General features: G+C 33.6%; 23 protein-coding genes and 3 tRNA genes. 18 read left to right on the forward strand and 8 right to left on the reverse strand.

Annotation, left to right across the window (positions count from 1 at the left end):
• Nucleotides 1–58: 58 nt before the first annotated feature.
• Nucleotides 59–148, reverse strand: a tRNA-Ser gene (locus tag RBR53_10085).
• Between the two features lie 826 nt (nt 149–974).
• On the opposite strand from RBR53_10085, the gene RBR53_10090 reads away from it, so the two are divergent.
• The 14 genes from RBR53_10090 (at nt 975) to RBR53_10155 (ending at nt 12008) form a co-directional block, all read left to right on the forward strand.
• The gene (locus tag RBR53_10090; GenBank protein MDY0133005.1) at nt 975–1430 is read left to right on the forward strand and encodes a hypothetical protein; all 456 of its coding nucleotides are present in this window, start codon (nt 975–977) and stop codon (nt 1428–1430) included.
• 83 nt (nt 1431–1513) lie between these two features.
• Entirely contained in the window at nt 1514–3175 is a 1662-nt protein-coding gene (gene argS / locus RBR53_10095) for an arginine--tRNA ligase (protein ID MDY0133006.1), read from the forward strand.
• 50 nt (nt 3176–3225) lie between these two features.
• A complete protein-coding gene (locus RBR53_10100; GenBank protein ID MDY0133007.1) occupies nt 3226–3933 on the forward strand; it encodes an SPOR domain-containing protein in 708 nt (235 codons plus the stop codon).
• A gap of 15 nt (nt 3934–3948) precedes the next feature.
• The gene (gene gatC, locus RBR53_10105) at nt 3949–4239 is read left to right on the forward strand and encodes an Asp-tRNA(Asn)/Glu-tRNA(Gln) amidotransferase subunit GatC (protein ID MDY0133008.1); all 291 of its coding nucleotides are present in this window, start codon (nt 3949–3951) and stop codon (nt 4237–4239) included.
• Between the two features lie 140 nt (nt 4240–4379).
• The gene (gene gatA, locus RBR53_10110) at nt 4380–5837 is read left to right on the forward strand and encodes an Asp-tRNA(Asn)/Glu-tRNA(Gln) amidotransferase subunit GatA (GenBank protein ID MDY0133009.1); all 1458 of its coding nucleotides are present in this window, start codon (nt 4380–4382) and stop codon (nt 5835–5837) included.
• Nucleotides 5838–5839: 2 nt separating this feature from the next.
• Nucleotides 5840–6022: a hypothetical protein gene (locus tag RBR53_10115; GenBank protein ID MDY0133010.1), complete on the forward strand. Its 183-nt coding sequence runs from the start codon at nt 5840–5842 to the stop codon at nt 6020–6022.
• Nucleotides 6015–7835, forward strand: coding sequence for a DNA mismatch repair endonuclease MutL (gene mutL / locus RBR53_10120; GenBank protein MDY0133011.1), 1821 nt, complete (start codon nt 6015–6017; stop codon nt 7833–7835). The genes RBR53_10115 and mutL overlap by 8 nt, the downstream gene beginning before the upstream one ends.
• 212 nt (nt 7836–8047) lie before the next feature.
• Nucleotides 8048–8123: transfer RNA gene (locus RBR53_10125), tRNA-Val, on the forward strand.
• Between the two features lie 20 nt (nt 8124–8143).
• Nucleotides 8144–8220 (forward strand) — tRNA-Asp (locus RBR53_10130).
• Nucleotides 8221–8374: 154 nt separating this feature from the next.
• Nucleotides 8375–8887 (forward strand): universal stress protein, encoded by a 513-nt coding sequence (locus RBR53_10135; GenBank protein MDY0133012.1) that lies wholly within the window; start codon nt 8375–8377, stop codon nt 8885–8887.
• A 309-nt stretch (nt 8888–9196) separates the two neighbouring features.
• Entirely contained in the window at nt 9197–9817 is a 621-nt protein-coding gene (locus RBR53_10140; protein ID MDY0133013.1) for a DUF1847 domain-containing protein, read from the forward strand.
• 11 nt (nt 9818–9828) lie between these two features.
• Entirely contained in the window at nt 9829–10431 is a 603-nt protein-coding gene (locus RBR53_10145) for a hypothetical protein (protein MDY0133014.1), read from the forward strand.
• 15 nt (nt 10432–10446) lie between these two features.
• The gene (locus tag RBR53_10150; protein ID MDY0133015.1) at nt 10447–10935 is read left to right on the forward strand and encodes a PaaI family thioesterase; all 489 of its coding nucleotides are present in this window, start codon (nt 10447–10449) and stop codon (nt 10933–10935) included.
• On the forward strand, nt 10932–12008 hold the full coding sequence (locus tag RBR53_10155; GenBank protein MDY0133016.1) for a patatin-like phospholipase family protein: 1077 nt from the start codon (nt 10932–10934) through the stop codon (nt 12006–12008). Before RBR53_10150 ends, RBR53_10155 begins: the two co-directional genes overlap by 4 nt.
• On the opposite strand, the gene RBR53_10160 is transcribed toward RBR53_10155, so the two are convergent.
• Together RBR53_10160 and RBR53_10165 are read right to left on the reverse strand one after the other, a co-directional pair.
• Nucleotides 12005–12853: a mechanosensitive ion channel gene (locus RBR53_10160; protein MDY0133017.1), complete on the reverse strand. Its 849-nt coding sequence runs from the start codon at nt 12851–12853 to the stop codon at nt 12005–12007. The two genes, RBR53_10155 and RBR53_10160, sit on opposite strands and share 4 nt — an antisense overlap.
• Nucleotides 12854–12897: 44 nt before the next feature.
• Entirely contained in the window at nt 12898–13536 is a 639-nt protein-coding gene (locus tag RBR53_10165) for a YchE family NAAT transporter (GenBank protein ID MDY0133018.1), read from the reverse strand.
• Between the two features lie 251 nt (nt 13537–13787).
• Here RBR53_10165 and RBR53_10170 point away from each other — a divergent pair, with 251 nt between their 5' ends.
• Together RBR53_10170 and RBR53_10175 are read left to right on the forward strand one after the other, a co-directional pair.
• Entirely contained in the window at nt 13788–14177 is a 390-nt protein-coding gene (locus RBR53_10170; protein ID MDY0133019.1) for a nuclear transport factor 2 family protein, read from the forward strand.
• Nucleotides 14178–14267: 90 nt separating this feature from the next.
• Nucleotides 14268–14807, forward strand: coding sequence for an HD domain-containing protein (locus RBR53_10175; protein ID MDY0133020.1), 540 nt, complete (start codon nt 14268–14270; stop codon nt 14805–14807).
• 110 nt (nt 14808–14917) lie between these two features.
• Here the strand turns inward: RBR53_10175 and RBR53_10180 are convergent, their stop codons facing one another.
• From RBR53_10180 to RBR53_10195, 4 genes are all read right to left on the reverse strand, one after another.
• Nucleotides 14918–15838, reverse strand: coding sequence for an Hsp33 family molecular chaperone HslO (locus RBR53_10180; protein ID MDY0133021.1), 921 nt, complete (start codon nt 15836–15838; stop codon nt 14918–14920).
• A 111-nt stretch (nt 15839–15949) separates the two neighbouring features.
• A complete protein-coding gene (locus RBR53_10185) occupies nt 15950–16207 on the reverse strand; it encodes a zf-HC2 domain-containing protein (protein ID MDY0133022.1) in 258 nt (85 codons plus the stop codon).
• Complete coding sequence (locus RBR53_10190) at nt 16200–16808, reverse strand: sigma-70 family RNA polymerase sigma factor (GenBank protein MDY0133023.1); 609 nt, start codon at nt 16806–16808, stop codon at nt 16200–16202. Before RBR53_10190 ends, RBR53_10185 begins: the two co-directional genes overlap by 8 nt.
• A 354-nt stretch (nt 16809–17162) precedes the next feature.
• Nucleotides 17163–18533, reverse strand: coding sequence for an aldehyde dehydrogenase (locus RBR53_10195; protein ID MDY0133024.1), 1371 nt, complete (start codon nt 18531–18533; stop codon nt 17163–17165).
• Nucleotides 18534–18614: 81 nt separating this feature from the next.
• Here RBR53_10195 and RBR53_10200 point away from each other — a divergent pair, with 81 nt between their 5' ends.
• Together RBR53_10200 and RBR53_10205 are read left to right on the forward strand one after the other, a co-directional pair.
• Nucleotides 18615–19271: a TetR family transcriptional regulator gene (locus tag RBR53_10200; GenBank protein MDY0133025.1), complete on the forward strand. Its 657-nt coding sequence runs from the start codon at nt 18615–18617 to the stop codon at nt 19269–19271.
• 269 nt (nt 19272–19540) lie between these two features.
• Nucleotides 19541–20713, forward strand: coding sequence for an FprA family A-type flavoprotein (locus RBR53_10205; protein ID MDY0133026.1), 1173 nt, complete (start codon nt 19541–19543; stop codon nt 20711–20713).
• Nucleotides 20714–20979: 266 nt separating this feature from the next.
• Here RBR53_10205 and RBR53_10210 read toward each other — a convergent pair whose 3' ends face one another.
• Complete coding sequence (locus RBR53_10210) at nt 20980–21483, reverse strand: DUF2937 family protein (protein MDY0133027.1); 504 nt, start codon at nt 21481–21483, stop codon at nt 20980–20982.
• Between the last annotated feature and the right edge of the window lie 23 nt (nt 21484–21506).

Raw genomic sequence — 21506 nt, forward strand, 5'->3', positions numbered from 1 at the left:
CTTACTCGCTTAGCAGGCGAGCGCCTTCAGCCTACTCGGCCATCTCTCCAAATAAAAATGGCGGAGGAGGTAGGATTTGAACCCACGGAACGCTCTCACGCTCAACGGTTTTCAAGACCGCCGCCTTCAGCCACTCGGCCACTCCTCCGCTACAAGAAAACCTATTACCATTATATTTGAGGCAAGGTCAAATAAATTTTTAAAAAAAGATTGTGATTAACTAGATTAAAGCTGCAAAAGATTGATATTGTTGATTTTTAAAATGATGGTTATTTTAATGTTTTTGTTATATTGGGAGTTTAAAGTAAAAATGTTGGATTATTTTTAACAACCCTGCTGAAAAGTCCCCTTCTTGGATAAATGAAGGTGGGGAATGAACCAGTTATTTTATTGAGATCTTATTTAATTTATAGTAAATCATGGCAGCAAAAAAATTCAGTTTATAATAATTATGATAACAGAAAAGTTTATAAATATAGAACTTATCCAAAAGCCCATAGTTTTTAAGTAAAGCTGATATTGTTTTTTTTTATTAAAATTTGAAAACAAAAACATGATCAGACGGTTAAAGCCAAAACAGGATAAAAGTTCAGAAAAGTTTCCACCAAATGAAGCTTCAAGAAATTTAAGATTAAACCGATCTATAGCTGGATCAGGGTGGGTTAAGTTTGTTAAAATTCTTAGATTATAAATCTCTTGAGTTAAATAAAACAGTTTTATAAGTTAAATCTTATTTCACCGTGTAAAAATGCTCTGTTTATGGTGAACTTGTTAAAAAATTTTTTACCTGTAAGCACTCATAATTATCAAAAAAATTTGGATTTACAGCTAATCGTGATTATAGTCGTTTATTGAATGTTTTATTCAGGAGAAGAGCATTCATTTCTTGAGATTATATTTTGTTTTGTAATATAATAAAAAAGATAAGATTTTAAAACAACAACACTAGTAAGCAACCTTGAAGGAGGTTTTAGATGAAGCAGAAGTATCTGCTGGAAAAACAGGAGGACGCAAGTCTTGTAATCAGGGAATATGGCGAATTGGAAGAAGGTATCTTCTCCCTTTTATGCGAAGAGAAATTTGACTCTGAAGGTTTAATGAAAGTCCTGGAAGATGATGATGAGCTTTTGGACTTTTTAAGAACCGATAATATGTTCCCTCCTTTTTCATATATGACAAAGATTAGAGAGGCAGTTAGAGAAGTTTATTCTGAAGAAGCTGATAACCATGCTGAAATAATTTTTGATGATGTAGCCATTGCAAAAAAGGAGCGTGAAGAAGAGGCTTTTTTTGATGAAGATGAGCTATTAGACGATATTCTTGACGGAGGAGATGATGCTCTTGAATCTGTTGATGAAGAACTGGGGAAAATAGGTACTTCAAAGACTATAAAGATTGATGAGGAACCTGACTTGGATATTGGTGTTTAATTTGTTTACAAATAAGGATTGTTATTTTTAAAGGGGGGGTAACCCCCATTTTTATTTGGATGGTTTTTAAAGGGGAATAGTTTATGAAATCTCTTATTCGGGATTCAGTATCAAGGGCATGGGATAAAGCCTGTCAGAAGGGTCTTTTTTCTCAAGCCCAGATTCCTGTTTTTGATGTGTCTGAGACAAAAAGCAAAGAACATGGCGATCTTGCATCGAATATAGCCATGGTTTCTGCAAAAGTTTTAAAGCAGTCACCTTTAAAAACAGCTGAAATTCTAAAAAACATTATTGAAGAAGATTATATTGAAAAAATAGAAATTGCAGGGCCGGGATTTATTAATTTTTTTATAAATAAATCTTTTTTTCCTCCAATGCTTGAAGAGGTTTTTTCCAAAGGAGATGATTTTGGTAAAAACAATTTTGGAAGCGGTAAAAAAGTGTTGGTTGAATTTGTAAGTGCAAATCCTACAGGACCTCTTCACATAGGACACGGCAGAGGGGCTGCAGTAGGAGATGCAACAGCAGCTGTGTTAAAAAAATGTGGATATGAGGTAAAAAAAGAATACTATATCAATGATTCAGGCCTTCAGATCAACACTCTTGGAAACTCAGTCTATTTAAGATATTTGGAGCTCATAGGAAAAAAAGTTGATTTCCCAGAAGATCATTATCAAGGAGAATATATTTTAGGCCTTGCAAAAGAGATTGAAGCCAAGCATGGAAAAACTCTTTTAGAAAAAAATGAAAAAGAAGCTGTGCATTTTTGTGCAAGATACTCAGCAGACTCTATTTTAAAAGGAATAAAGGATGATTTAAAGTCTTTTAATGTTAATTTTGATAATTGGTACAGCGAGCAGTCTCTTTATGATTCTGATAAGATTTTTCCTACTATAGAGTTTTTTGAAAATAAAGATCTCATTTATGAAAAAGACGGAGCTAAATGGTTTAGAACCCAGGATTTTGGTGATGAAAAAGACAGGGTAGTGGTTCGTTCCAATGGGGAAACAACTTATTTTGCCTCTGATATTGCTTATCATATGGATAAGTTTGAAAGAGGATTTGATGAGCTTGTGGATGTTTGGGGTGCAGATCATCATGGCTATATCAATAGAATCAAAGCTTCTATTGAGGCATCAGGTCGTAAAAGCAATGACTTTCATGTTATTTTGGTTCAGCTTGTTACTTTGCTTAGAAGTGGGAAGCTTGTCCAGATGTCAACAAGAGCAGGAGAATTTGATACTTTAAGAGATGTGGTTGATGAAGTAGGAGTTGATGCTGCAAGATTTTTCTTTTTAATGAGAAGTTATGATTCAGGACTTGATTTTGATCTGGATCTTGCAAAGAAAAAATCCAGCGAAAACCCAGTTTATTATGTTCAATATGTACATGCAAGAATATCAAGTATAATTGAAAAAGCCCAAAAAGAGTTTTCAATTTTAAGTTCAGATATAATGGATGCTGATTTGCTTCTTCTTGATAATGATGAAGAAATTGAACTTATAAAGACTCTTATGAAATATAAAGATGCGGTTTTAAATGCCGGCAGGGAAAAACAGCCCCATAGGGTGACATTTTATCTTATGGATCTTGCTGGATGTTTTCACTCATATTACAACAAACACAAGGTGTTGATAGAAGATAAGGCTCTTTCGTGTTCTAGGCTTTATCTTGTAAGTGCGGTCAGGGAAGTGGTTAGAAACGGACTTAGCCTTCTTGGAGTGAGTGCACCGGAAAAAATGTAGGTATTAAAGTTGAAAATCAGGTGAGGCCTTAACTTTTTAAGTTTAATCGAATGGCAATGGCAAATATTAGGAGCAAAAAGAAAACAAAGGGGAATTCCCCTTCAAAAAAAAATAAAGTAAAAATTTTTCCTCCTTCCAGATTAGTGGAGATTGTTTTTTACTCTTTTGCCATGTTTGTTTTAGGAGTATTTACAGGCAGGGGGACAGTTTCCATAAACTTTGATTTTGGTGAAGATTCTGGTGATTTGACTCATTTTGAGGCCCCTGCAGAACTTAAACCTGTAAGGTTAAAGGTTGATTTTTACAGGGAGCTTGACTCTGAAAAAGAAGTTCAGGTAAATAAGGCAATTATTCAAGGAGAGGAAAAGCTTCCTTTGAAAACTCCTTTATACAAAGGAGAAAAAAAACAAGGGGAAGTTGTTTTTGAGCTCTCTGCAGAAGAAACTGTTCCGGAAACACAAAAAGAAACTGCAAAAGTTTTACCAATTGAGGAAAAAAAAGTTGAATTAGTTTTGGATAAGGCTGGTTTCACTGTACAGATTGCTGCAATGAAAAACAAAGAAGACGCAGAATTGCTTGCCGATAAAATATCAAAAAAGGGATTCCCTGCTTATAGTGTTTCAGGAAAGTCAGAAGATAATGTTTTATGGCATAGGGTCAGGGTGGGAAAATACGAGAAACGGCAATCAGCAGAAAATATTCAAATCAAGCTTCTTGAAAAACTTAAGATTAACGGTATTGTTCTTAAAATAAACTAATAGGAGAAATTGAAAATGGCTATTTCACAGGATGAAGTTTTATATGTTGCCCATCTTGCAAGGCTTGAAATTTTGCCGGAAGAAATGGAAGGGCTGGCTTCACAAATAGATGATATTTTGTCATATTTTGAGATTTTAAAAAAAGCAGATACAAAAGATATTGAACCAACAATCCAGCCTTTGTCACTTGTAAATAGATTTAGAGAAGATATTGTCGGAGAAACTCTTGGAAGTGAAAAAGCTGTAAAAAATTGTTCTGAGCATTACGATGAAATGTTTGTGGTGCCAAAAATAATAAAAGGTTGAGCAGCTTCCATAATGCTTTAACTGGGTTGAGAGCTTTATTTCAATTCAATCAGGATTGAAAATTTCCCTTTTAGATAGAATAATTGAGTGTTTAAGGTTTTAAAATTAAAATTGAATAAATTTGGAGATAAAAATAGAAAATGGAACCCTATGAATTTTCTGTAGCCGAAGCAAGACAAAAGCTTGATAAAAAAGAGATTTCATCCCTTGAACTTACCAAATCAGTCTTTGAAAGAATAAATAAAGTAGAGCCAAAACTAGATGCTTATATCACTATATGTGAAGAATCTGCTTTAAATGAGGCAAAATTGGCCGATAAAATGATTTTTAAAGGCAAGAGTTCTCCTTTGCTTGGAATTCCTGTGTCATTAAAGGATCTTATTTGCACAAAAGGAGTGAAAACAACCTGTGCCTCAAAAATGCTGGAAAATTTTGTTCCTCCATATGATGCAACTATTGTTGAAGCCCTTAAAAAAGGTGGAGCTGTAATCACAGGGAAAGTAAATATGGATGAATTTGCCATGGGCTCTACAACTGAAACCTCAGCATTTAAAATCACTAAAAATCCCTGGGATAGTTCAAGAATTCCCGGAGGTTCTAGCGGAGGTTCAGCAGTTTCTGTTGCATCAGAAATGAGTCTTGTATCTTTTGGGTCAGATACCGGAGGTTCCATCAGGCAGCCTGCAGCCAATTGCGGAGTTACAGGTTTGAAGCCCACATACGGGAGGGTTTCAAGGTATGGAGTAGTTGCTTTTGCCTCTTCCCTTGATCAGGTGGGAACTATTACAAAATCGGTTGAGGATGCCGCAATGGCAATGAATTCAATTAGTTTTTTTGACCCAAAGGATTCCACCAGTTTTCCTTTGGATCCTCCTGATTACACTTCATTTCTTGAAAAAGGGATGAAAGGGATGAAAATTGGAGTGATAAAAGAATATATGGATACTCAAGGAATGGATTCTGAAATTTTAGAATCAATAGAAAATTCCATTGATGTATTTAAAAGCTTTGGAGCTGAAATTGTTGAAGTTTCTCTTCCAAACACAAAATATTCAATTCCGGCTTATAATATTATTTCTTCTTCAGAAGCAAGTTCAAATCTTACAAGATTTGATGGAATAAGATATGGAACAAGGGCAGAAGCTTTAGATCTCCTTGAAATGTATAAGGAAACAAGAACAAAAGGCTTTGGGGCTGAAGTTAAAAGAAGGATAATTATAGGTACTTACGCCCTTTCAGCAGGATATTATGATGAATATTATGCCCAGGCTCAAAAGATAAGAACCCTTATTACCAGTGATTTTAAACAAGTTTTTGAAAAGGCAGATATTCTCCTTTCACCTGTTACTCCTGAACCTCCTTTTAAAATTGGCGAAAGAATTGATGATCCTTTGCAGATTTATTTGTTTGATATTTTTACAATTTCAGCAAACCTTGGAGGAATCCCGGCAATGTCAATCCCCTGCGGATTTACATCAAAAAATCTTCCCATGGGATTGCAGCTGATGGCACCTTCTTTTGAAGAAGGACGGATTTTAAAAGCAGGATTTAATTTTCAAAACGAAACAGATTTTCATAAAAAAAAACCGGAGCTTTGATTATGGATCTTCCCATACCTAAAAATGATGCAATAAAAAAAGCAGTCAAATGGATTTGTTCGGAAATGAAAGCGGATAAGGAGCTTAAAAGAAAAGATCTTGTTCAAAAGGCTTGTATGAAATTTGATTTATCTCCGACTGAATCTGAATATTTAATGAAGGCTTCAAAAATTAAAAATGTCTAAAATAAGAATTCTTCCAGAAAATCTTTCAAACCAGATAGCAGCCGGAGAAGTTGTAGAGCGGCCCGCCTCTGTTGTAAAAGAGCTTGTTGAAAATTCAATTGATGCTGGCTCTGGAAGAATTGTAATTGAAGTAGAAGAGGGCGGGAAAAAATCAATCAGGGTGTTTGATGACGGAGAAGGAATGACCCGTGATGATGCACTTTTATCCATGGAAAGATATGCTACCAGTAAAATAAGGGAGGCCAAGGATCTTTTTTCCATAAACACCCTTGGTTTTCGGGGAGAAGCTGTGCCAAGCATAGCATCAGTTTCTCATTTTTCACTTTTTACTAAATCAAGACTTGAAAATTCAGGTACAAAAATAGAAATTAAGGGAGGAACTTTAGTTGATGTTAAGGAAACAGGAGTTCCTGATGGCACTGAAATAAGAGTTTCCCATCTTTTTTTCAATACTCCTGCAAGAAGAAAGTTCATGAAATCAAAAATAACTGAAATGGGTCATATTTCAGAGGTGGTTGCCTGTCTTGCCCTTTCATCTCCTGGAGTTTATTTCAGACTGGTTCACAATAAAAGAGTTGTAAAAGAATGGCCAGGGGGTAAATTTTCAGACAGGGCCTTAGAAGTCTTGGGTTCTGATTTTAAAAACAGTCTTCATGAAGTTTCCAATGAGTATATGGGAGTTAAGGTAAAAGGCTTTGCTGGTTCTCCTGACATCACCAGAAGCTCTTCAGGCAAAATTTATATTTTTGTAAACAACAGATATGTATCAGACAGAGCAATTTCCTATGCTGTTTATCAGGGCTATGAAGGAAGGCTTATGAAAGGCCGCTATCCTGGCTGTGTCCTTTTTATCAACCTTCCCTTTGACAAGGTTGATGTAAATGTTCACCCTTCAAAGAGTCAGGTTAAATTTGCAGAGCCTGGAATTGTATTGGCAAGTGTTAAAAAAGGGATTGCCGATTCCATTGGAAAAGAGGATAAAATCAAATGGAAATCAAATCCTGTCCTATTAAAATCAAGTGCTTTTTATGGAAAGACCCCTGAGCCCGGCTTAAGATATGTTAAGGAAAAAAATTCAGCCAGCCAGACCAGATTTACTCCTTTTACCAACCCTGAGGTTATTGAAAAAAAAGATGAAAATATTTTATCTCAAAACAATGACCCTGGTTTTGAAAAAAAACATGATTCCTTTTTTTCATCAAAATCAGAAGAAAGTTTAAGAGATTTTTTTTATTCAGATCTTTCAATTGTTTCTCAAATAAAAAACACTTATATAGTTTGTGAATCTAAAGATGGAATGATTCTTGTAGATCAGCATGCAGCCCATGAAAGAGTAAGATATGAGTCTCTTTTAAAATCATATGAGCAAAATATGGGAAGATCCCAGCAACTTCTTCTTCCCCAGGTAATTGAAGCTGGAGTCCTAGAGTCGCCAAAGCTTCTTTTAATGCTTAAAGAATTTAAAAAGTTCGGTCTTGAAATCTCCCATTACGGGGGAAACAGCTTTGCAGTACAATCTGTTCCTTTAATTCTTGGAAACATTGACTTCAGACCTCTTATTCTTGATATTGCTTCAATGTTTAAAGATCTTGCTCCAACCTATGAAATAAAAAAAATTATTTCTGATTCCATAGCTTTAATTGCATGCCATGGGTCAATAAGAGGAAATCAAAAACTTGATTTAAGGGAAATTCAGGCTTTATTTAAAGAACTTGATAAATGTGAGAATTCTTCAAGGTGCCCCCATGGAAGGCCAATCTGGATTATGTTTGACTGGAATTTTATTGAAAAGTCATTTAAAAGAAAAGTTTAAAATATTTGAAAGTAAGATTTTTTTTATCAGACAAAGGATTTTATAAGTCTCCATCTTAAGGGGTTTTTGCGGTAAATATCATTTGATATAAGCTCTTTTTTTAAAAAAAAGGTTGGTTTTAATTTAAGGTGAAAAAAATAAACTTGGAAAATAAAAACATTATCCTTGACTTTTAATTTGAATAATCATAAAAGATATCCGTTGATTTGAATGGGCGAATAGCTCAGTTGGGAGAGCATCGGCCTTACAAGCCGAGGGTCACAGGTTCAAGCCCTGTTTCGCCCACCATAAAATCATCCTTTAGTAGCGGGGGCGTAGTTCAGTTGGTTAGAACGCCGGCCTGTCACGCCGGAGGTCGCGAGTTCGAGTCTCGTCGCTCCCGCCAAATAAGCCTTTAAAAAACCTTCAAGGAAATCTCCTTGGAGGTTTTTCTTTTTTTATATTCATATTTTCATTATTAATTTTTTCTAAAGGTGGTATAGTTTTTTTTATTCACTGCAATAAATAATTATCCCAACTGTTCGCTGAAAGGAGGGGAAATGTTTAAGCCTGTAAAAAAAATCTTATATGCCACTGACATGTCTGAGGCTGCAAGGGAAGCAATGAAGTATGCAATGAGTATTTCCTGCCAGTATGACGCTCATATGACAACAATCCATGTGGTTCCCAATGTTTTTGAAGAGCTTTCACTCAGTACCGGTGTTGAGATGGAGCTTTATTTTGGGTTTGATAAGTGGAAAGAAATGGAAACAGAAAGATTTGAGAATGCTAAAAATTCAGTAAAAGAAAGGGTTGAAGAGACATCAAAAGAAATGGCTCCTTATATAAAAAACGGATCCAATGCCACTTTTACAGATATTCTTATAAAAATAGGCCATCCTGTTACTGAAATACTCAAGACAGCAAAAGAAGATGATTTTGATGTGATCGTGATGGCAACCCATGGTCATGGACGGCTTGAGGAGCTTCTTGTGGGTAGTGTTTCAAGGGGAGTTCTCCGTAAGTCCAAGATCCCTGTTTTTCTTGTACCTTTGAACAAAAAGAAAAAATAAGCGGTTGGAAAAATGAATTTACTGAATTTTACTTCAAAATTAAACTTAAAGTGTGGGGTTTGATGGTTTTTAAACTATATAACTTTAATCCAACAATGACAAAACTTAAAGATTAAACAATTTAATTCAGATATAAAAAGTCTCCTGCCGTAAAATTTAAAGGGGACTTTTTCTTTTCATGCTTTGGTTGTAAAAGTAAAAAATTAAATTTGCTTATTTGGTTTTTATTCTTGAAACAGCAGATATTTCTTGTATTGTAAAAAAACTTGACAAGGAAGAGCTTAGAATTTAAAAAAATTAGGTGTTAAAATGAGTTATAATCCCAAATGCTCAAAATGTCCTTTTGAGAAAAAAGAAAGACTTTGCCGCGGAGGTGAAAAATTTCCAAAGAATTGTCCAACAAAGGAGTTTGAATCAAGCAGGGAAGAGATTAAAAATCAATATTTTAATTCTGAAATAGAAAAAATTTACAAAATCTCATCAGACATTAAGGGTCCTAAAAAATCAAGAATTGAAGAAACCCTTTATATTGCTGAAAAAATGGAGTTTAATAAAGTTGGTATAGCATTTTGTTCAGGTTTAAAAAAAGAGGCTGAAATCATTGAAAGGCTTTTTGAATCAAGAGGAATTAAGGTTAATTCAGTTATATGCTCTTGTGGAAATCTTAAAAAATCTGAATTTGACTTAGGGGATAAAAAAAATTTAAATAAAACTTTTTGCAATCCCTATCTTCAGGCTCTTGCACTGAATGAGGCTAAAACAGAATGGAATATTGTGGTGGGTCTTTGTGTTGGACATGATTCAATTTTTATGAAATACAGTGATTCAATGTGCACTGTTTTGGCGGCTAAGGACAAGGTTACAGCACATAATCCTCTTGGTCCTATTTATACCTTGGATACTTATTATAATTTTTTAAAAAATAATTAGGGAGATAAAAAATGAAAAAGTTTTGTTTTATTGTTTTTTTTTCGTGTATGTTCGGATTTTTTTCCAATGCCCAGGCAGCCAATATCGAAGCAGCTCTTTATGCCAATAACTCAACCATAGATGGTCGCCTTGCTTACTTGAACAAAATTGACTATGGTTACATGGTGGCAGGTTTTGAAGGGACGTATAAATCAGATTATTTCAATCTTTTCAGCGTTGATTTGGGAGTTAAAAGCGATGATTTTATCCCTGGAGTAAGATATAAACTTGGATTCAAAGCTGTTTATCTTGATGCTGAAAAAAATTCGGATTTTTCAAGTGAGCTTGCTTCCTTGTGTTTTCTTTTAGGTATTGACTCTGATCTTCCTGAAAAAATTAATCCCCTTGGAATTCCCATTTCTTTGGGCGGTGAGTTTTCTTTTTCACCCAAACCTCTTACCTGGAATGACGGAGAATATTTTTTAGACGGCAGGGTTAATTTGAATTTTCATATAATGGGCAATGCGGCGATTATAGCTGAGTATAGGTATTTAAAAGCTAGTTTTGACGATCGCGGCCATGATTGGAACAAAGAAAATCATAACTTTCTTTTTGGTTATAGAATAAGATTTTAAATAAACGGTGAATAAATGGAGAAATGGCGTAAACTTTATAATTCTGATAAAAAGTGTTTTGCATGTGGTGAAGAAAATCCCTGTGGTATTTACTTGGAATTTGAGACCAATGGGAAAATTATGAAGGGGGAAACTGTGATATCTCCCCACCATAGAGGATGGGCTAGTTTAGTTCATGGGGGAGTAATTTCAACAATTCTTGATGAAACCATGTCCTGGGCGGCAATTTATTTTTTTAAAAAATTTATTTTAACCCAGTCAATGGAAATAGAGTTTTTAAAACCTGTTTATATAGAAAAAAAAGTTAAATCATCAGGGTGGATCCATGAGCAGATAAGTGAAAAAAAAGCAATTATGTCAAGTGAGATTTACAACGAAGATAACGAGGTTTGTGCAAGAGCAACAGGAAAGTTTGTTCTTTTTGAACCTGAAAAATTTAAAAAGCTCAATATAGTTCCTAATTCTCTTTTAGAAGAAATAGAAGGGATGTTTAATTTAGAATGAAAAAAAATCTTTTATTTCTGGCAGGAGAAAATGCCTATTCACAAATCATGGAAAAAGGTCTTTCTCCTGAGGACATAAAGGTTTGTGTTTCTGCTTCAGGTGCTGCAAAATGGCTTTCCATTTATGGACTTGATAAAATAGTTTTTGGAGATTGGTTAAAAGAAAAAAAAGAGCCTGTACACTTTTTTGGAACCTCAATTGGAGCCTGGAAATTTGCAGCAGCCTGTCAAAAAGATTGTAAGCAGGCTTTTGATCTCCTGGCAGATTTGTATATAAATCAAAGGTATGGCAAAAAAGTCACAACTGATGAAATTTCTAAAACTGCAGAAGATATTATTGATTCAACCATTGACAAGGTTAAAATAGATGAAATTTTAAATCATCCTGTTTTTAGAATTTCATTTTCAGCTGTCAGGTGCCTTGGTAACACTGCAGAAAAAGATCTGATTTCCCAGTCTAAAGCCCTTTTAAAAGCAGGGTTATTTAATATTTTTAAAAGAGAAAACCTAGGTAAATATTTTGAAAGGACATTCTTTTTTGATAAAAGAACAAAGCCTCCTTTTTTGTCTATCAAAGGTTTTCCTATGAACAGGGTTTTTCTTTCAGAGAAAAACTTTAAAAAAGCTCTTCTTGCTTCGGGCTCAATCCCAGTGTTGATGAACGGAATTGAAAATATTGAAGGTGCTCCAAAAGGAGTTTACAGAGACGGAGGTATTATAGATTATCATCCTGTTTTTGATTTTACAGGAAGGGATGATGAGGGAAAAATTGTTTTATACAATCATTTCTATGATAAAATAATTCCTGGATGGTTTGATAAAAAACTTTTTTGGAGAAGGCCAAGTAAAGATGATTTAAAAAATGTTCTTCTTTTGGCTCCTTCAAAGGAATTTGTTTTGGATCTTCCTTTTAAAAGAATTCCTGACAGAAAAGATTTTAAAAGGTTTGAAGGAAAAGATGAAGAAAGAATCAGTTTTTGGAAAAAAGCAAAGGAAAAAAGCCTTGTTCTTGGCCAGGAATTTATTGATGCTGTTGAGGGCAATGGAATAAAAAAACTGGTTCAAAGAATTTAAGACAAATTTTGTTCATTTTTTAAAGCTGTTTGTTTTGATAAGTATTTTCTAAGTACCTCACCTTCTATTCTTCCCCTTCTTTTTGAAGGGACTGGCAGTCTGAGCTGAAGAGTTATTTTGTCATATTCTGGAATCTGGATGTTTATTCTGGGCTCTATTCCAGGTTGAACAAGAGCATGTCTTTTTGAAACATAGGTCATTTGTTCTACAGCAGAATCAATATATGGATTACACACTTCCCTTGCTGATTCCAAAAGGTCTTTTTCTGCGGTTCTCCAGTCGTCATCTATTTTAAGGTTTACCGTTATTATGTGAAAAACATATTCTCCTCCCATCATTGTTTCGTTTTTGACTGGAGATGAAAGAAAAATTGCATTTGGAATAAAAACTGAGGAGCCGGTATACTGGTGGGTTTTTAAGCCTGAACCAACCTCCATAAGAGTTACCCCAGTGATATTTTGATCAAGAACGTCACCTCTTATTGTATTTACTTCAATTCTGTCTCCAATGGAAAAAGCTTTGGTTCCTGATCTATAAAGATAGCCCATTATGTTGAGGATAAACTCTTTTGTTGCTACAACAAAAGCTGCTGCAAAAAGAACCAGGGTAGCCCCTAACGCTTGAAGCTGGTCAATCCAGATAATTATGATAGCAAAAAGCCAAATAAAAAATGAGATATTTTTTGAAGTTACCACCCATTTTCTTTTGGCCTGAATGTCAATTTCACTTGGCATTATTAGTTTATTTTTGGCAAATTTCTTTAAAACAAACACTATAATAGTTATTATAATTGTTTGAATAAATTTAAGATAAAAAGGATTGTTAAATATAGTTTCGTAGTTCATATTCAAACTTTCTTAATAAAAATAGTTCAATTTTTTTATAAAAATCAGCCAAGAATAGGAAAAAGTAATTTAATACCATTTGCTATGAATTCAATTCCTATTGAAGCCATTAAAAGTCCCATAATTCTTGTAACAATGTTTATTCCTGTTTGACCAAGCTTTGATGCAATTGAAGGAGCAACCCTTAAAACAATCCATGCAAAAACGGCAATGCTTATAATTAAACAAAGTAAAATAGTGTAGTGAATAATTGACTCATGTTTTTGAGCATATAGAATAACTGTGCTTATTGCTCCGGGTCCCGCCATCACAGGAATTCCAAGGGGAACTACTGAAATGTTTTCCCTTGTATGTGATTCAAGAAATTCAGCTTCTTCCTTGGTTTGTTTTGAGGGGCTCATTTTTGCCTGGAGCATGCTGAATGCCATGAGAAGAATTAAAACTCCTCCTGCAACTCGAAAGGATGCCATGGAAATTCCAAAAATTTTTAATATTATATCACCGGAAACAAGAGAAATAAGTAGAACTAAAAATACAGTGAAAGCTGTAGTTTTTACTGCTTTTTTTTTGTTTTTTAAAGATTGTCCGCTGTAGGCACCTAAAAAAATAGGAACAGCTCCAACTGGATTTACAATTGCAACCAGAGCTATAAAAAATTTAAAGTAAGATTCAATCGATTCCATGGGAATCCTCCATTTAATAACTGCTTGTTCTGAATTAAAAACAATTTGATTTAATTGATTTTTTATATACATCATTTAATTTATCAAGTCATTTAATTTAATAATTGCTGTACTTAGATTGTCTTTTGGCTTTGTTTTTTTGTAAATTGTAAAAATTTAGATTGACTTAAATTAGATTTTTCTTGAATTATTTTTGCTCTGATATTATTGGAGTAATAAGTTAAACTTAATACTTTATGAAAGGTTTAAATATGATTTCAAACACAGTCGATTCATGGCATTCACTGGTAAAATCAAAAGATCCAAAAGAGCTTGATAAGATTCTTTCAGATGAAGTTGTTTTTTATTCACCTGTTGTTCATACTCCTCAGGAAGGAAAAGATATTACAAAGCTTTATCTTACAGCTGCTCTTTATGTTTTTGTAAATGAAACGTTTCGCTATGTAAGGGAAGTTGTTTCGGGAAACAATGCAGTTTTTGAGTTTGAAACTAAAATCGATGGAATAACTATTAACGGAGTTGATATGATTTCATGGAATGAAAAGGGTGAAATAGTATCATTTAAGGTAATGATAAGACCTTTAAAAGCTATCAACCTTATCCATAAAATGATGGGTGAAATGCTTGAACAGGTAAAATGATTCTGGTTTTTTGCTTTATTCTTCAATCCAAATGGGATTTAGAATTTTTTTATGGGCAGGATAAATTTTTTAAATTAAAAATTGGAACTTATGTGGTCTCAGGACAAATATTTAAAAGCTTTAAATTTTGCTTCAAAATGGCATTTGGGTCAAAAAATACCTGGATCAGAGCTCCCATATATTATTCATCCAGTTGCTGTTGCAATGGAGATAATCAAAGCTATTCCCTTTGAACATAAAATTAGTGAAGGTGATTTTTGCGTGGAATCAGCACTTCTTCATGATGTTTTAGAGGATACAGAAGCAACTTATAGTTTGGTTTTAAAAGAGTTTGGCAAAAAAACAGCTGATGGAGTTCTTGCTTTAACTAAAAATAAAGATTTTTCAAATAAGAAAGAGGCAATGAAAGACAGCCTTGAAAGAATAAAAAACCAGCCCTTTGAAATTTGGCTTGTAAAAATTGCAGATAGGATTTCAAATCTTTACAAGCCTCCTTCATTTTGGACAAAGATAAAAATAAAAAATTATTTTGAAGAATCTTTGCTTATTTTAGAAGAGCTTGGAAAAGAAAGCTGCTTTCTTTCAAAAAGACTAAAGAAAAAAATTGAAACCTACAAAGGCTGGATATAATTTAAGCTAAGTTTCAAATTTTTGGCCTGGGTAGTTAAGTTTTGATATCATATGTTATTTACCCAGACTGAAGTTTGTAAAATCAGTGCAAAACAAGTGGTAATCAAAACTTATCTAGCCTCATTGTATGCCTGTTGAATAATGTTTTTATCATATAAAAAATTATTACTGCAGTAATGGCAAACAACTTCAAGGGGGAAATTGTTATCATTAAGAATTTCCTTTAAGGTTTGTTTTCCAAGTCCTTTTATATATGCAAGCATCCGCTCTTTTTCACAGGAACAAGAAAAAGCAACTCTTTTATTATCAAGAATTTTTGGATTAAATTCTTTAAAACTGCCGTAAATTATATCTTCAGGAGAGTATCCTTTTGAAAATTCTTCTCCAATTGAAGGAAGACTTAAAAATGAATTTTCAAGTTTTTCCAGGGTGATATCATCAGTTCCGGGCATTTTCTGGATTAAAATTCCTCCTGCACCTGTTACTTCTCCATCAGGTGAAAATGTTACGCTCAGATTGCATGCACTTGGAATTTGTTCTGAAGTAAGATAATAATTTGCAATTTCCTGGGCTATTTCTCCGTATTCAAGCATCACTTTTCCAGAATAGGGAGATTTTGAGTTTTCCTTAAAATAGGTAATTGTCATAAATCCTGCATTAAAATATGGTGAAGTTCTAAAATCCTTTGGTGCTTCTTTTATGGGTATGGGGTTTTGGAACAAATACCCTCTTACATCTCCAAAGGAGTTGGCCTCGCATACCAAACCTTTTACAGGCCCTGAACATTGAATGTGAAACTTAAGTCTGTTGTTTCCTTTAAGAGTGGTGGCCATGAGCTCTGTGCCTGAGCATGCATGACCAAGAATAAGGGTTTCTATAATTCCAAGAGAATGTCTTTCTTTCAAGTCTTTAACAAGTCGTGTGGAGTGAATCACAGCACCCCTGAAATTTCCTTCATCCATTACAAAAGAATAAACTCTGTCCTTTGTATTCTCAATCAGTCTTTTTTTTAATTTTTCGGTTTCCTGCATGGTTGTCCTGTACTTAACAAGTTGAAATATTAATTTATAAGTGTAATCAAGATAAAAAGTAATTACAATCTGAGTTTAGTCAATCTTGATTACAAAAAGATTAAGTCTAGATTATTTACAATTTAAAATATCTTTTATTGTGGAATGAAGTTTTGAAGTGAAATTATCAGGGGCTTTTACCCTGGGCATTTTGGTGCAGAGTTCCTTGGTTTTTTTAAGTGTCATAAAGCACGCTTTACACTCATTGCATGTTTCCAGGTGTTCTTCTACTTCTTTTTTTTGGTTTTTATCAAGTTCACCGTCAAGATACCGGGAATAAACTTCAAACATTTGAATGCAGTGATTTGAGTATTGTTGATTATCAGTCATTGAAGTACCTTTTTAAGCCTTCCCTTACAAAAATCCTTGCCCTGTGAAGCCTTACCTTTACGTTTGATTCGCTCAAATCAAGCATTTCAGAAACCTCTTTTGTTGAAAACCCTTCCATATCTCTTAAAACAAGAACAATTCTGTAATTTGGAGGAAGATTATCTATTTCCTTTTTTATTTCAAGGGAGATTTCTTTGTTCATAAGAGCTTCTGCAGGCTGATTTACCCAAGCTGGAATCTGGGAAGAAACTTCCTTTTCATTATGACCAGAAAGAATGTCATCCATTGAAAGTTCTTTTTCCGGGCTTTTATTTTTCCTTTTAATTTTCATGCAGACTGAAGCTGCAATTTTATAAGCCCAGTTTTTGAACTTTGATTCCATTCTAAAGTCTTTTAAATATCTGAAAATATTTATAAATGTTTCTTGGACAAGATCTTCTGCGTCTGAAACATCTTTGCACATTCTAAGGCCGAAATTGTAAATTCTTGTTTCATATCTTGAAAGAAGAGTTTCATACAAATCTGTTTGGCCGTTTTTAATTTTTAAAATAAGTTCAGAATCTTCATCTTTTACTATTGGTTTTTTTCCCTGGTTTTTCATTTATCTCTTTTCTTGTCACCTGACAAGCATCACTCATTCATGTAGGCACCCCCATTTTTGGGAGTATAACTTTTTGCAACAGAATCCAAACTGCTATAAAAACAAATAACCCGAATAATTCAACCATTTTTTTTCCTTTTGTATATTTTTGTTATCCAAACTTCTGGAAAGTTGTGAAAATAAAACTGTTTTCTAAGGTGAAATAAAAATATATTTTCGTTCAATTATAAGTTATGAGATCAAAAATCAAAAAGGGTTACACTTGGACATTAAATATTTTTTTAAATAATAGAATTTATTAAAAGCTCAAATGTCTTTATAAAGTCTGGAACTGCACAAAGTTTCAAATTTAGGTTAGATTAAATTCATGAGCTTTTTAAACCATTCTGGAAAAGGAGGGTATCTTAAGGGAATATCAAATTTTGTAGTTGAATGAACAACTGATTTATAGTGGGAAAAAGTTTTAAATCCCCATTGTCCGTGATATTCTCCCATTCCGCTTGTACCAACGCCTCCAAATGGAAGATGGGGTGATGACAAATGTATAAGAGCATCATTTACACAGGCTCCTCCAGAAGATGTTTTTGCAAGAACTTCATCTGAGTCTTTTTTATTTTCTGTGAAAACATAAAGAGCCAGGGGCTTTGGTCTTTTTGTTATAAAATTAATTGCCTCATCTCTTGAATTAACAGAAACAATTGGAAGGATTGGACCAAAAATTTCTTCCTGCATTACTAAACTGTCTTCTGAAACATCGTCAAGAACACAGGGAGCAAAATATTTTTTTGCATGGTTTTTATCAAAATTTGTAACAATTTTCTGGTTTTCCAGAAGTTTTTCCAGTCTTTCAAAATGCCTGTGGTTTATTATCCGTCCGTAAAATTTGCTTTCTAAAGGATTTTCACCGTAAAATTGAATTATGCTTTTTTTAAGATGGTGAAGAAATTCTGACTTAACAGATTTATCAACAAGGACATAATCTGGTGCAACACAGGTTTGGCCTGCATTTGTAAATTTGGCCCAGGCAATTCTTTTTGCTGAGGTTTTTAAATTTGAATTTTTTAAAACAATGGCAGGAGATTTACCCCCAAGTTCAAGTGTTACAGGAGTAAGGTTTTTTGAAGCAGCTTTCATTACAATTTTTCCTACTATTTCACCACCTGTAAAAAAAATATGGTCAAAGGGATGATTTAAAAGCTCTGTAGTTTCATCAATTCCTCCTTCAACAACAGCAATTTCTTCTTTTTCAAAAGTTTTTCCTATCATCTCTGAAATAACAGAAGATGTTGCAGGAGCAAGTTCAGAAGGTTTTATAATAACAGTATTTCCAGCTGCAATTGCAGCAATTGCAGGCATGATTGAAAGATTGAAAGGGTAGTTCCATGGGGCTATAATTAGAACCTTACCAAGGGGCTCTGGTATAATCCGGCTTCTTGAACCAAGTAATGTTATTGGTGTAGGAACTCTTTTTGGTTTTGACCATTTTGATAAGTTTTTTATTGTAAATCCAATTTCTTTTCTTACTTCTCTTATTTCTGTCATCAAAGCTTCTTCAGGTGATTTTCCAAGGTCTTGGTTTAGGGCAGAACTGATTATTTTATTGTAATTTTCAACGGCTTTTAATAGTTTTTTAAGCCTTTCTTTTCTTGATTTTATATCAAGAGTATGACCTTTTTTAAAAAAATCATTTTGTTTTTCGGTAATATGGTTGATTGAGTTTGACATGGTTTCTCCTGGTGGTTATTAATGAATGAGAGTTATTTGTTAATTGACCTTGGGTCATTTGTCAAGAAATTTGAGGGTTAAATGAAGGGTAAAATAAAAAAACGTGCAATCAGTGATAAGGCAAAAGCACAAAGAAAACAGGCTATTATCAACAGTGCAAAAAATATTTATATAATAGAAAAAAATCTTTCTATTCCTGTTTCCCAAATTGCAAAAGAGGCAGGGCTTGCAAAAGGAACAATCTATCTTTATTTCAAAACAAGGGAGGCAATGGATCTTGAAATTTTAAGGCAATGCATAGGAGCTTGTTTTGATAAACTTGACTCAGTTTTAAATAAAGAGGCTTCTTTGCCTGAGTTGATGGATGTGATGTCTGGTTTTGCGTCTGATTTTCTTTTGGTAAGGCTTGGCAGCAGATATAATCTTTTAATGGAAAAGTGCGGAGATTATGATTTTGTTGTTGAGTTTAAGGAATATCTGAATAAAAGAATTGAAAAAACAGCTTTTGATCTAAAAGGATTGTTCCCTTTTATTGAAACAAGGGAAGCCATTGAATTATTTATAGGAAGTTTTTCCTTGATGATTGGTCTTTGTCAGATGGCAGAACCTGCTTTTATTGCAAAAGATGTTCTAGAATCAAGAGGTCTTGTAAACCTTCAGTTTGATTTTGAAAAGGTGTTTCCAAAACTGCTTGGTAATTTATGGTCAACTGCCTTTTTGGGTAAAACCACTATCTAAAGATTAAAGGTTTTGTTGAAAATTAAGTTTACTGGTAATTTAAAATCAGACTAAATATTAGATTTATTTAAGATTTGCAAGCCCATATAAATCATGTAAAATCAATTCAAAAAGAAAAAAATATTGGTAAACTTGAGATGGGTTAAGGCTTATCCCTGATTTTTATTCAACCCAGGCTTTTATGGGTTGTTTTCTGAATTATATTTTAATGACAAAGGAAAAATTTCAAGGCAGGAGCTTTAATTTCAACAAAAAGAAAGGTAAGTGAAATGAAAAAAATTACAGAATCTGTTTATTGGCTGGGTGTTATTGATTGGGATAGAAGGCTTTTTGATTCTCTTATCCCTTTGCCCGACGGAACAACTTATAATTCATTTCTTATAAAAGGAAGTGAGAAAACTGCATTACTTGATGCTGTTGATCCTGAGTTTTCCGAGTCTTTTATGAACTCTCTTTCAGAAGTGCCCAAAATTGATTATATTGTTTCACACCATTCAGAACAAGATCATTCAGGGACCATTCCCCATGTTCTTTCAAAATTTCCCAATGCAAAAGTTGTGGTTACAGCTAAAGCAAAAAGTTTTCTCATGGATTTGTTAGATATTTCAGAAGATTCTTTTATTGTGGTAGATGATGGTGAAACCCTTTCCCTTGGAGATAAAACCCTTAAATTTATCCACACTCCCTGGGTTCACTGGCCTGAAACAATGGTATCTTATCTTGTTGAAGATAAAATACTTTTTAGCTGCGATTTTTTTGGATCCCATATTGCCAGCAGTAGTATTTATGTTGAAGATAAGGGCAGGGTCCATGAGGCGGCAAAACGTTATTTCGCAGAAATTATGATGCCTTTCAGGGCCATGATTGCCAAAAATCTTGATAAACTTTCAGATTACGAAATCAAAATGATAGCACCAAGTCATGGTCAGATTTATAAAGAGCCTCAGTGGATTTTAGATTTATATAGAAAATGGGTTTCGGGCACTCCCAAAAATCTTGTTGTAATCCCTTATATATCAATGCACGGCAGTACAAAAATAATGGTTGATCATTTTGCAAATGCTTTGTTAAAAAAAGGCGTAGAAGTTGAACTTTTTAATCTTTCAGTAACTGATATTGGAAAACTTGCCATTTCTCTTATTGATTCAGGTACTATAGTTATTGGAACTCCCACTGTTCTTGCAGGACCCCACCCGGTGGTTGCATCTGCTGCTTTTCTTGCAAATGCTTTAAGGCCTAAACCTGGATACTTGTCAATTATAGGTTCATATGGCTGGGGAGGTAAAACTGTTGAAACCCTTGCTGGTATGGTTTCAAATATAAAAGCAGAGATTTTGGAACCCGTGTTGTGCAAAGGACTGCCAAGAAAAGATACTTTGGCTGCTTTAGATAACCTGGCAGAACTTATTGCAAAAAAACACAATGACAGCGGTTTTAAATAGTAAAATTAATTAAGGCGGATATTTCCGCCTTTTATATTTTTCCTGAATAGAGAGTTTCATACTTTAAGATTACTATAAATTTAAGTTTTTATATTGAAAAAACATGAACTCTTGAAGACTTTTCAGTTTTATTACATCTACTTGCTTTAAATTGGATCAGGGATAGATGATTATAGCCTGATCCAAATTTAATGTTATTTTAGACAAACTTGGAAATCAATCAATTCGGGTTTTCTAAGTTTTTAATTTAAAATCAGTTTAAATCATTAATAAAAATTTCGTTTTACAAATTTAAAAAATATCAAAAAAATAATTTCAGGAAGGCCGGCAAGAATAGTTCCAGATAATAGTCCTGCAATTATGGAGGTCTTATCTAATCTAAGACTATATGAATAAGCTTTTAAAACTTCTTTTTTTATATCTTTAACAGGCTTTATAAAAACATGGACAAATGCATTGAAAAAGTTTTTATTGAAATCTGAAAATGCTTTATTAAGTAAAAGATTTCTTTGATAAATTAAGTCAATACTTTTTCCGCCTTCAGTAAAAACAGGGTCTTTATTGATTTTATAATGGGTTATAAGGGAATCAAGGTTTCCATTAAAATATTTGTCTGCATCTTTTTGAAAATGTCCAAGGCTTTTTTCTGATTCATTTAAATGGGCAAGGAGACTATTGTGGTAAGCATTCATAAAACCTGGAATCTGGACTCCTACTAAAATTCCTCCAAGAAAAAGTATCAGTCTTAAGTACTGGGCAATAGTTTTCATTTTAAACCCTTAATTAAAGATAT

The sequence above is a fragment of the Desulforegulaceae bacterium genome, from assembly GCA_034006035.1.
Lineage (GTDB): Bacteria > Desulfobacterota > Desulfobacteria > Desulfobacterales > JACKCP01 > JACKCP01.

Bases quoted from the DNA above. Each gene is read 5' to 3' on its own strand.
- RBR53_10090 (MDY0133005.1), top strand. From the start codon at position 975: ATGAAGCAGAAGTATCTGCTGGAAAAACAGGAGGACGCAAGTCTTGTA.
- argS (MDY0133006.1), top strand. From the start codon at position 1,514: ATGAAATCTCTTATTCGGGATTCAGTATCAAGGGCATGGGATAAAGCC.
- RBR53_10100 (MDY0133007.1), top strand. From the start codon at position 3,226: ATGGCAATGGCAAATATTAGGAGCAAAAAGAAAACAAAGGGGAATTCC.
- gatC (MDY0133008.1), top strand. From the start codon at position 3,949: ATGGCTATTTCACAGGATGAAGTTTTATATGTTGCCCATCTTGCAAGG.
- gatA (MDY0133009.1), top strand. From the start codon at position 4,380: ATGGAACCCTATGAATTTTCTGTAGCCGAAGCAAGACAAAAGCTTGAT.
- RBR53_10115 (MDY0133010.1), top strand. From the start codon at position 5,840: ATGGATCTTCCCATACCTAAAAATGATGCAATAAAAAAAGCAGTCAAA.
- mutL (MDY0133011.1), top strand. From the start codon at position 6,015: ATGTCTAAAATAAGAATTCTTCCAGAAAATCTTTCAAACCAGATAGCA.
- RBR53_10135 (MDY0133012.1), top strand. From the start codon at position 8,375: ATGTTTAAGCCTGTAAAAAAAATCTTATATGCCACTGACATGTCTGAG.
- RBR53_10140 (MDY0133013.1), top strand. From the start codon at position 9,197: ATGAGTTATAATCCCAAATGCTCAAAATGTCCTTTTGAGAAAAAAGAA.
- RBR53_10145 (MDY0133014.1), top strand. From the start codon at position 9,829: ATGAAAAAGTTTTGTTTTATTGTTTTTTTTTCGTGTATGTTCGGATTT.
- RBR53_10150 (MDY0133015.1), top strand. From the start codon at position 10,447: ATGGAGAAATGGCGTAAACTTTATAATTCTGATAAAAAGTGTTTTGCA.
- RBR53_10155 (MDY0133016.1), top strand. From the start codon at position 10,932: ATGAAAAAAAATCTTTTATTTCTGGCAGGAGAAAATGCCTATTCACAA.
- RBR53_10160 (MDY0133017.1), bottom strand. From the start codon at position 12,853: ATGAACTACGAAACTATATTTAACAATCCTTTTTATCTTAAATTTATT.
- RBR53_10165 (MDY0133018.1), bottom strand. From the start codon at position 13,536: ATGGAATCGATTGAATCTTACTTTAAATTTTTTATAGCTCTGGTTGCA.
- RBR53_10170 (MDY0133019.1), top strand. From the start codon at position 13,788: ATGATTTCAAACACAGTCGATTCATGGCATTCACTGGTAAAATCAAAA.
- RBR53_10175 (MDY0133020.1), top strand. From the start codon at position 14,268: ATGTGGTCTCAGGACAAATATTTAAAAGCTTTAAATTTTGCTTCAAAA.
- RBR53_10180 (MDY0133021.1), bottom strand. From the start codon at position 15,838: ATGCAGGAAACCGAAAAATTAAAAAAAAGACTGATTGAGAATACAAAG.
- RBR53_10185 (MDY0133022.1), bottom strand. From the start codon at position 16,207: ATGACTGATAATCAACAATACTCAAATCACTGCATTCAAATGTTTGAA.
- RBR53_10190 (MDY0133023.1), bottom strand. From the start codon at position 16,808: ATGAAAAACCAGGGAAAAAAACCAATAGTAAAAGATGAAGATTCTGAA.
- RBR53_10195 (MDY0133024.1), bottom strand. From the start codon at position 18,533: ATGTCAAACTCAATCAACCATATTACCGAAAAACAAAATGATTTTTTT.
- RBR53_10200 (MDY0133025.1), top strand. From the start codon at position 18,615: ATGAAGGGTAAAATAAAAAAACGTGCAATCAGTGATAAGGCAAAAGCA.
- RBR53_10205 (MDY0133026.1), top strand. From the start codon at position 19,541: ATGAAAAAAATTACAGAATCTGTTTATTGGCTGGGTGTTATTGATTGG.
- RBR53_10210 (MDY0133027.1), bottom strand. From the start codon at position 21,483: ATGAAAACTATTGCCCAGTACTTAAGACTGATACTTTTTCTTGGAGGA.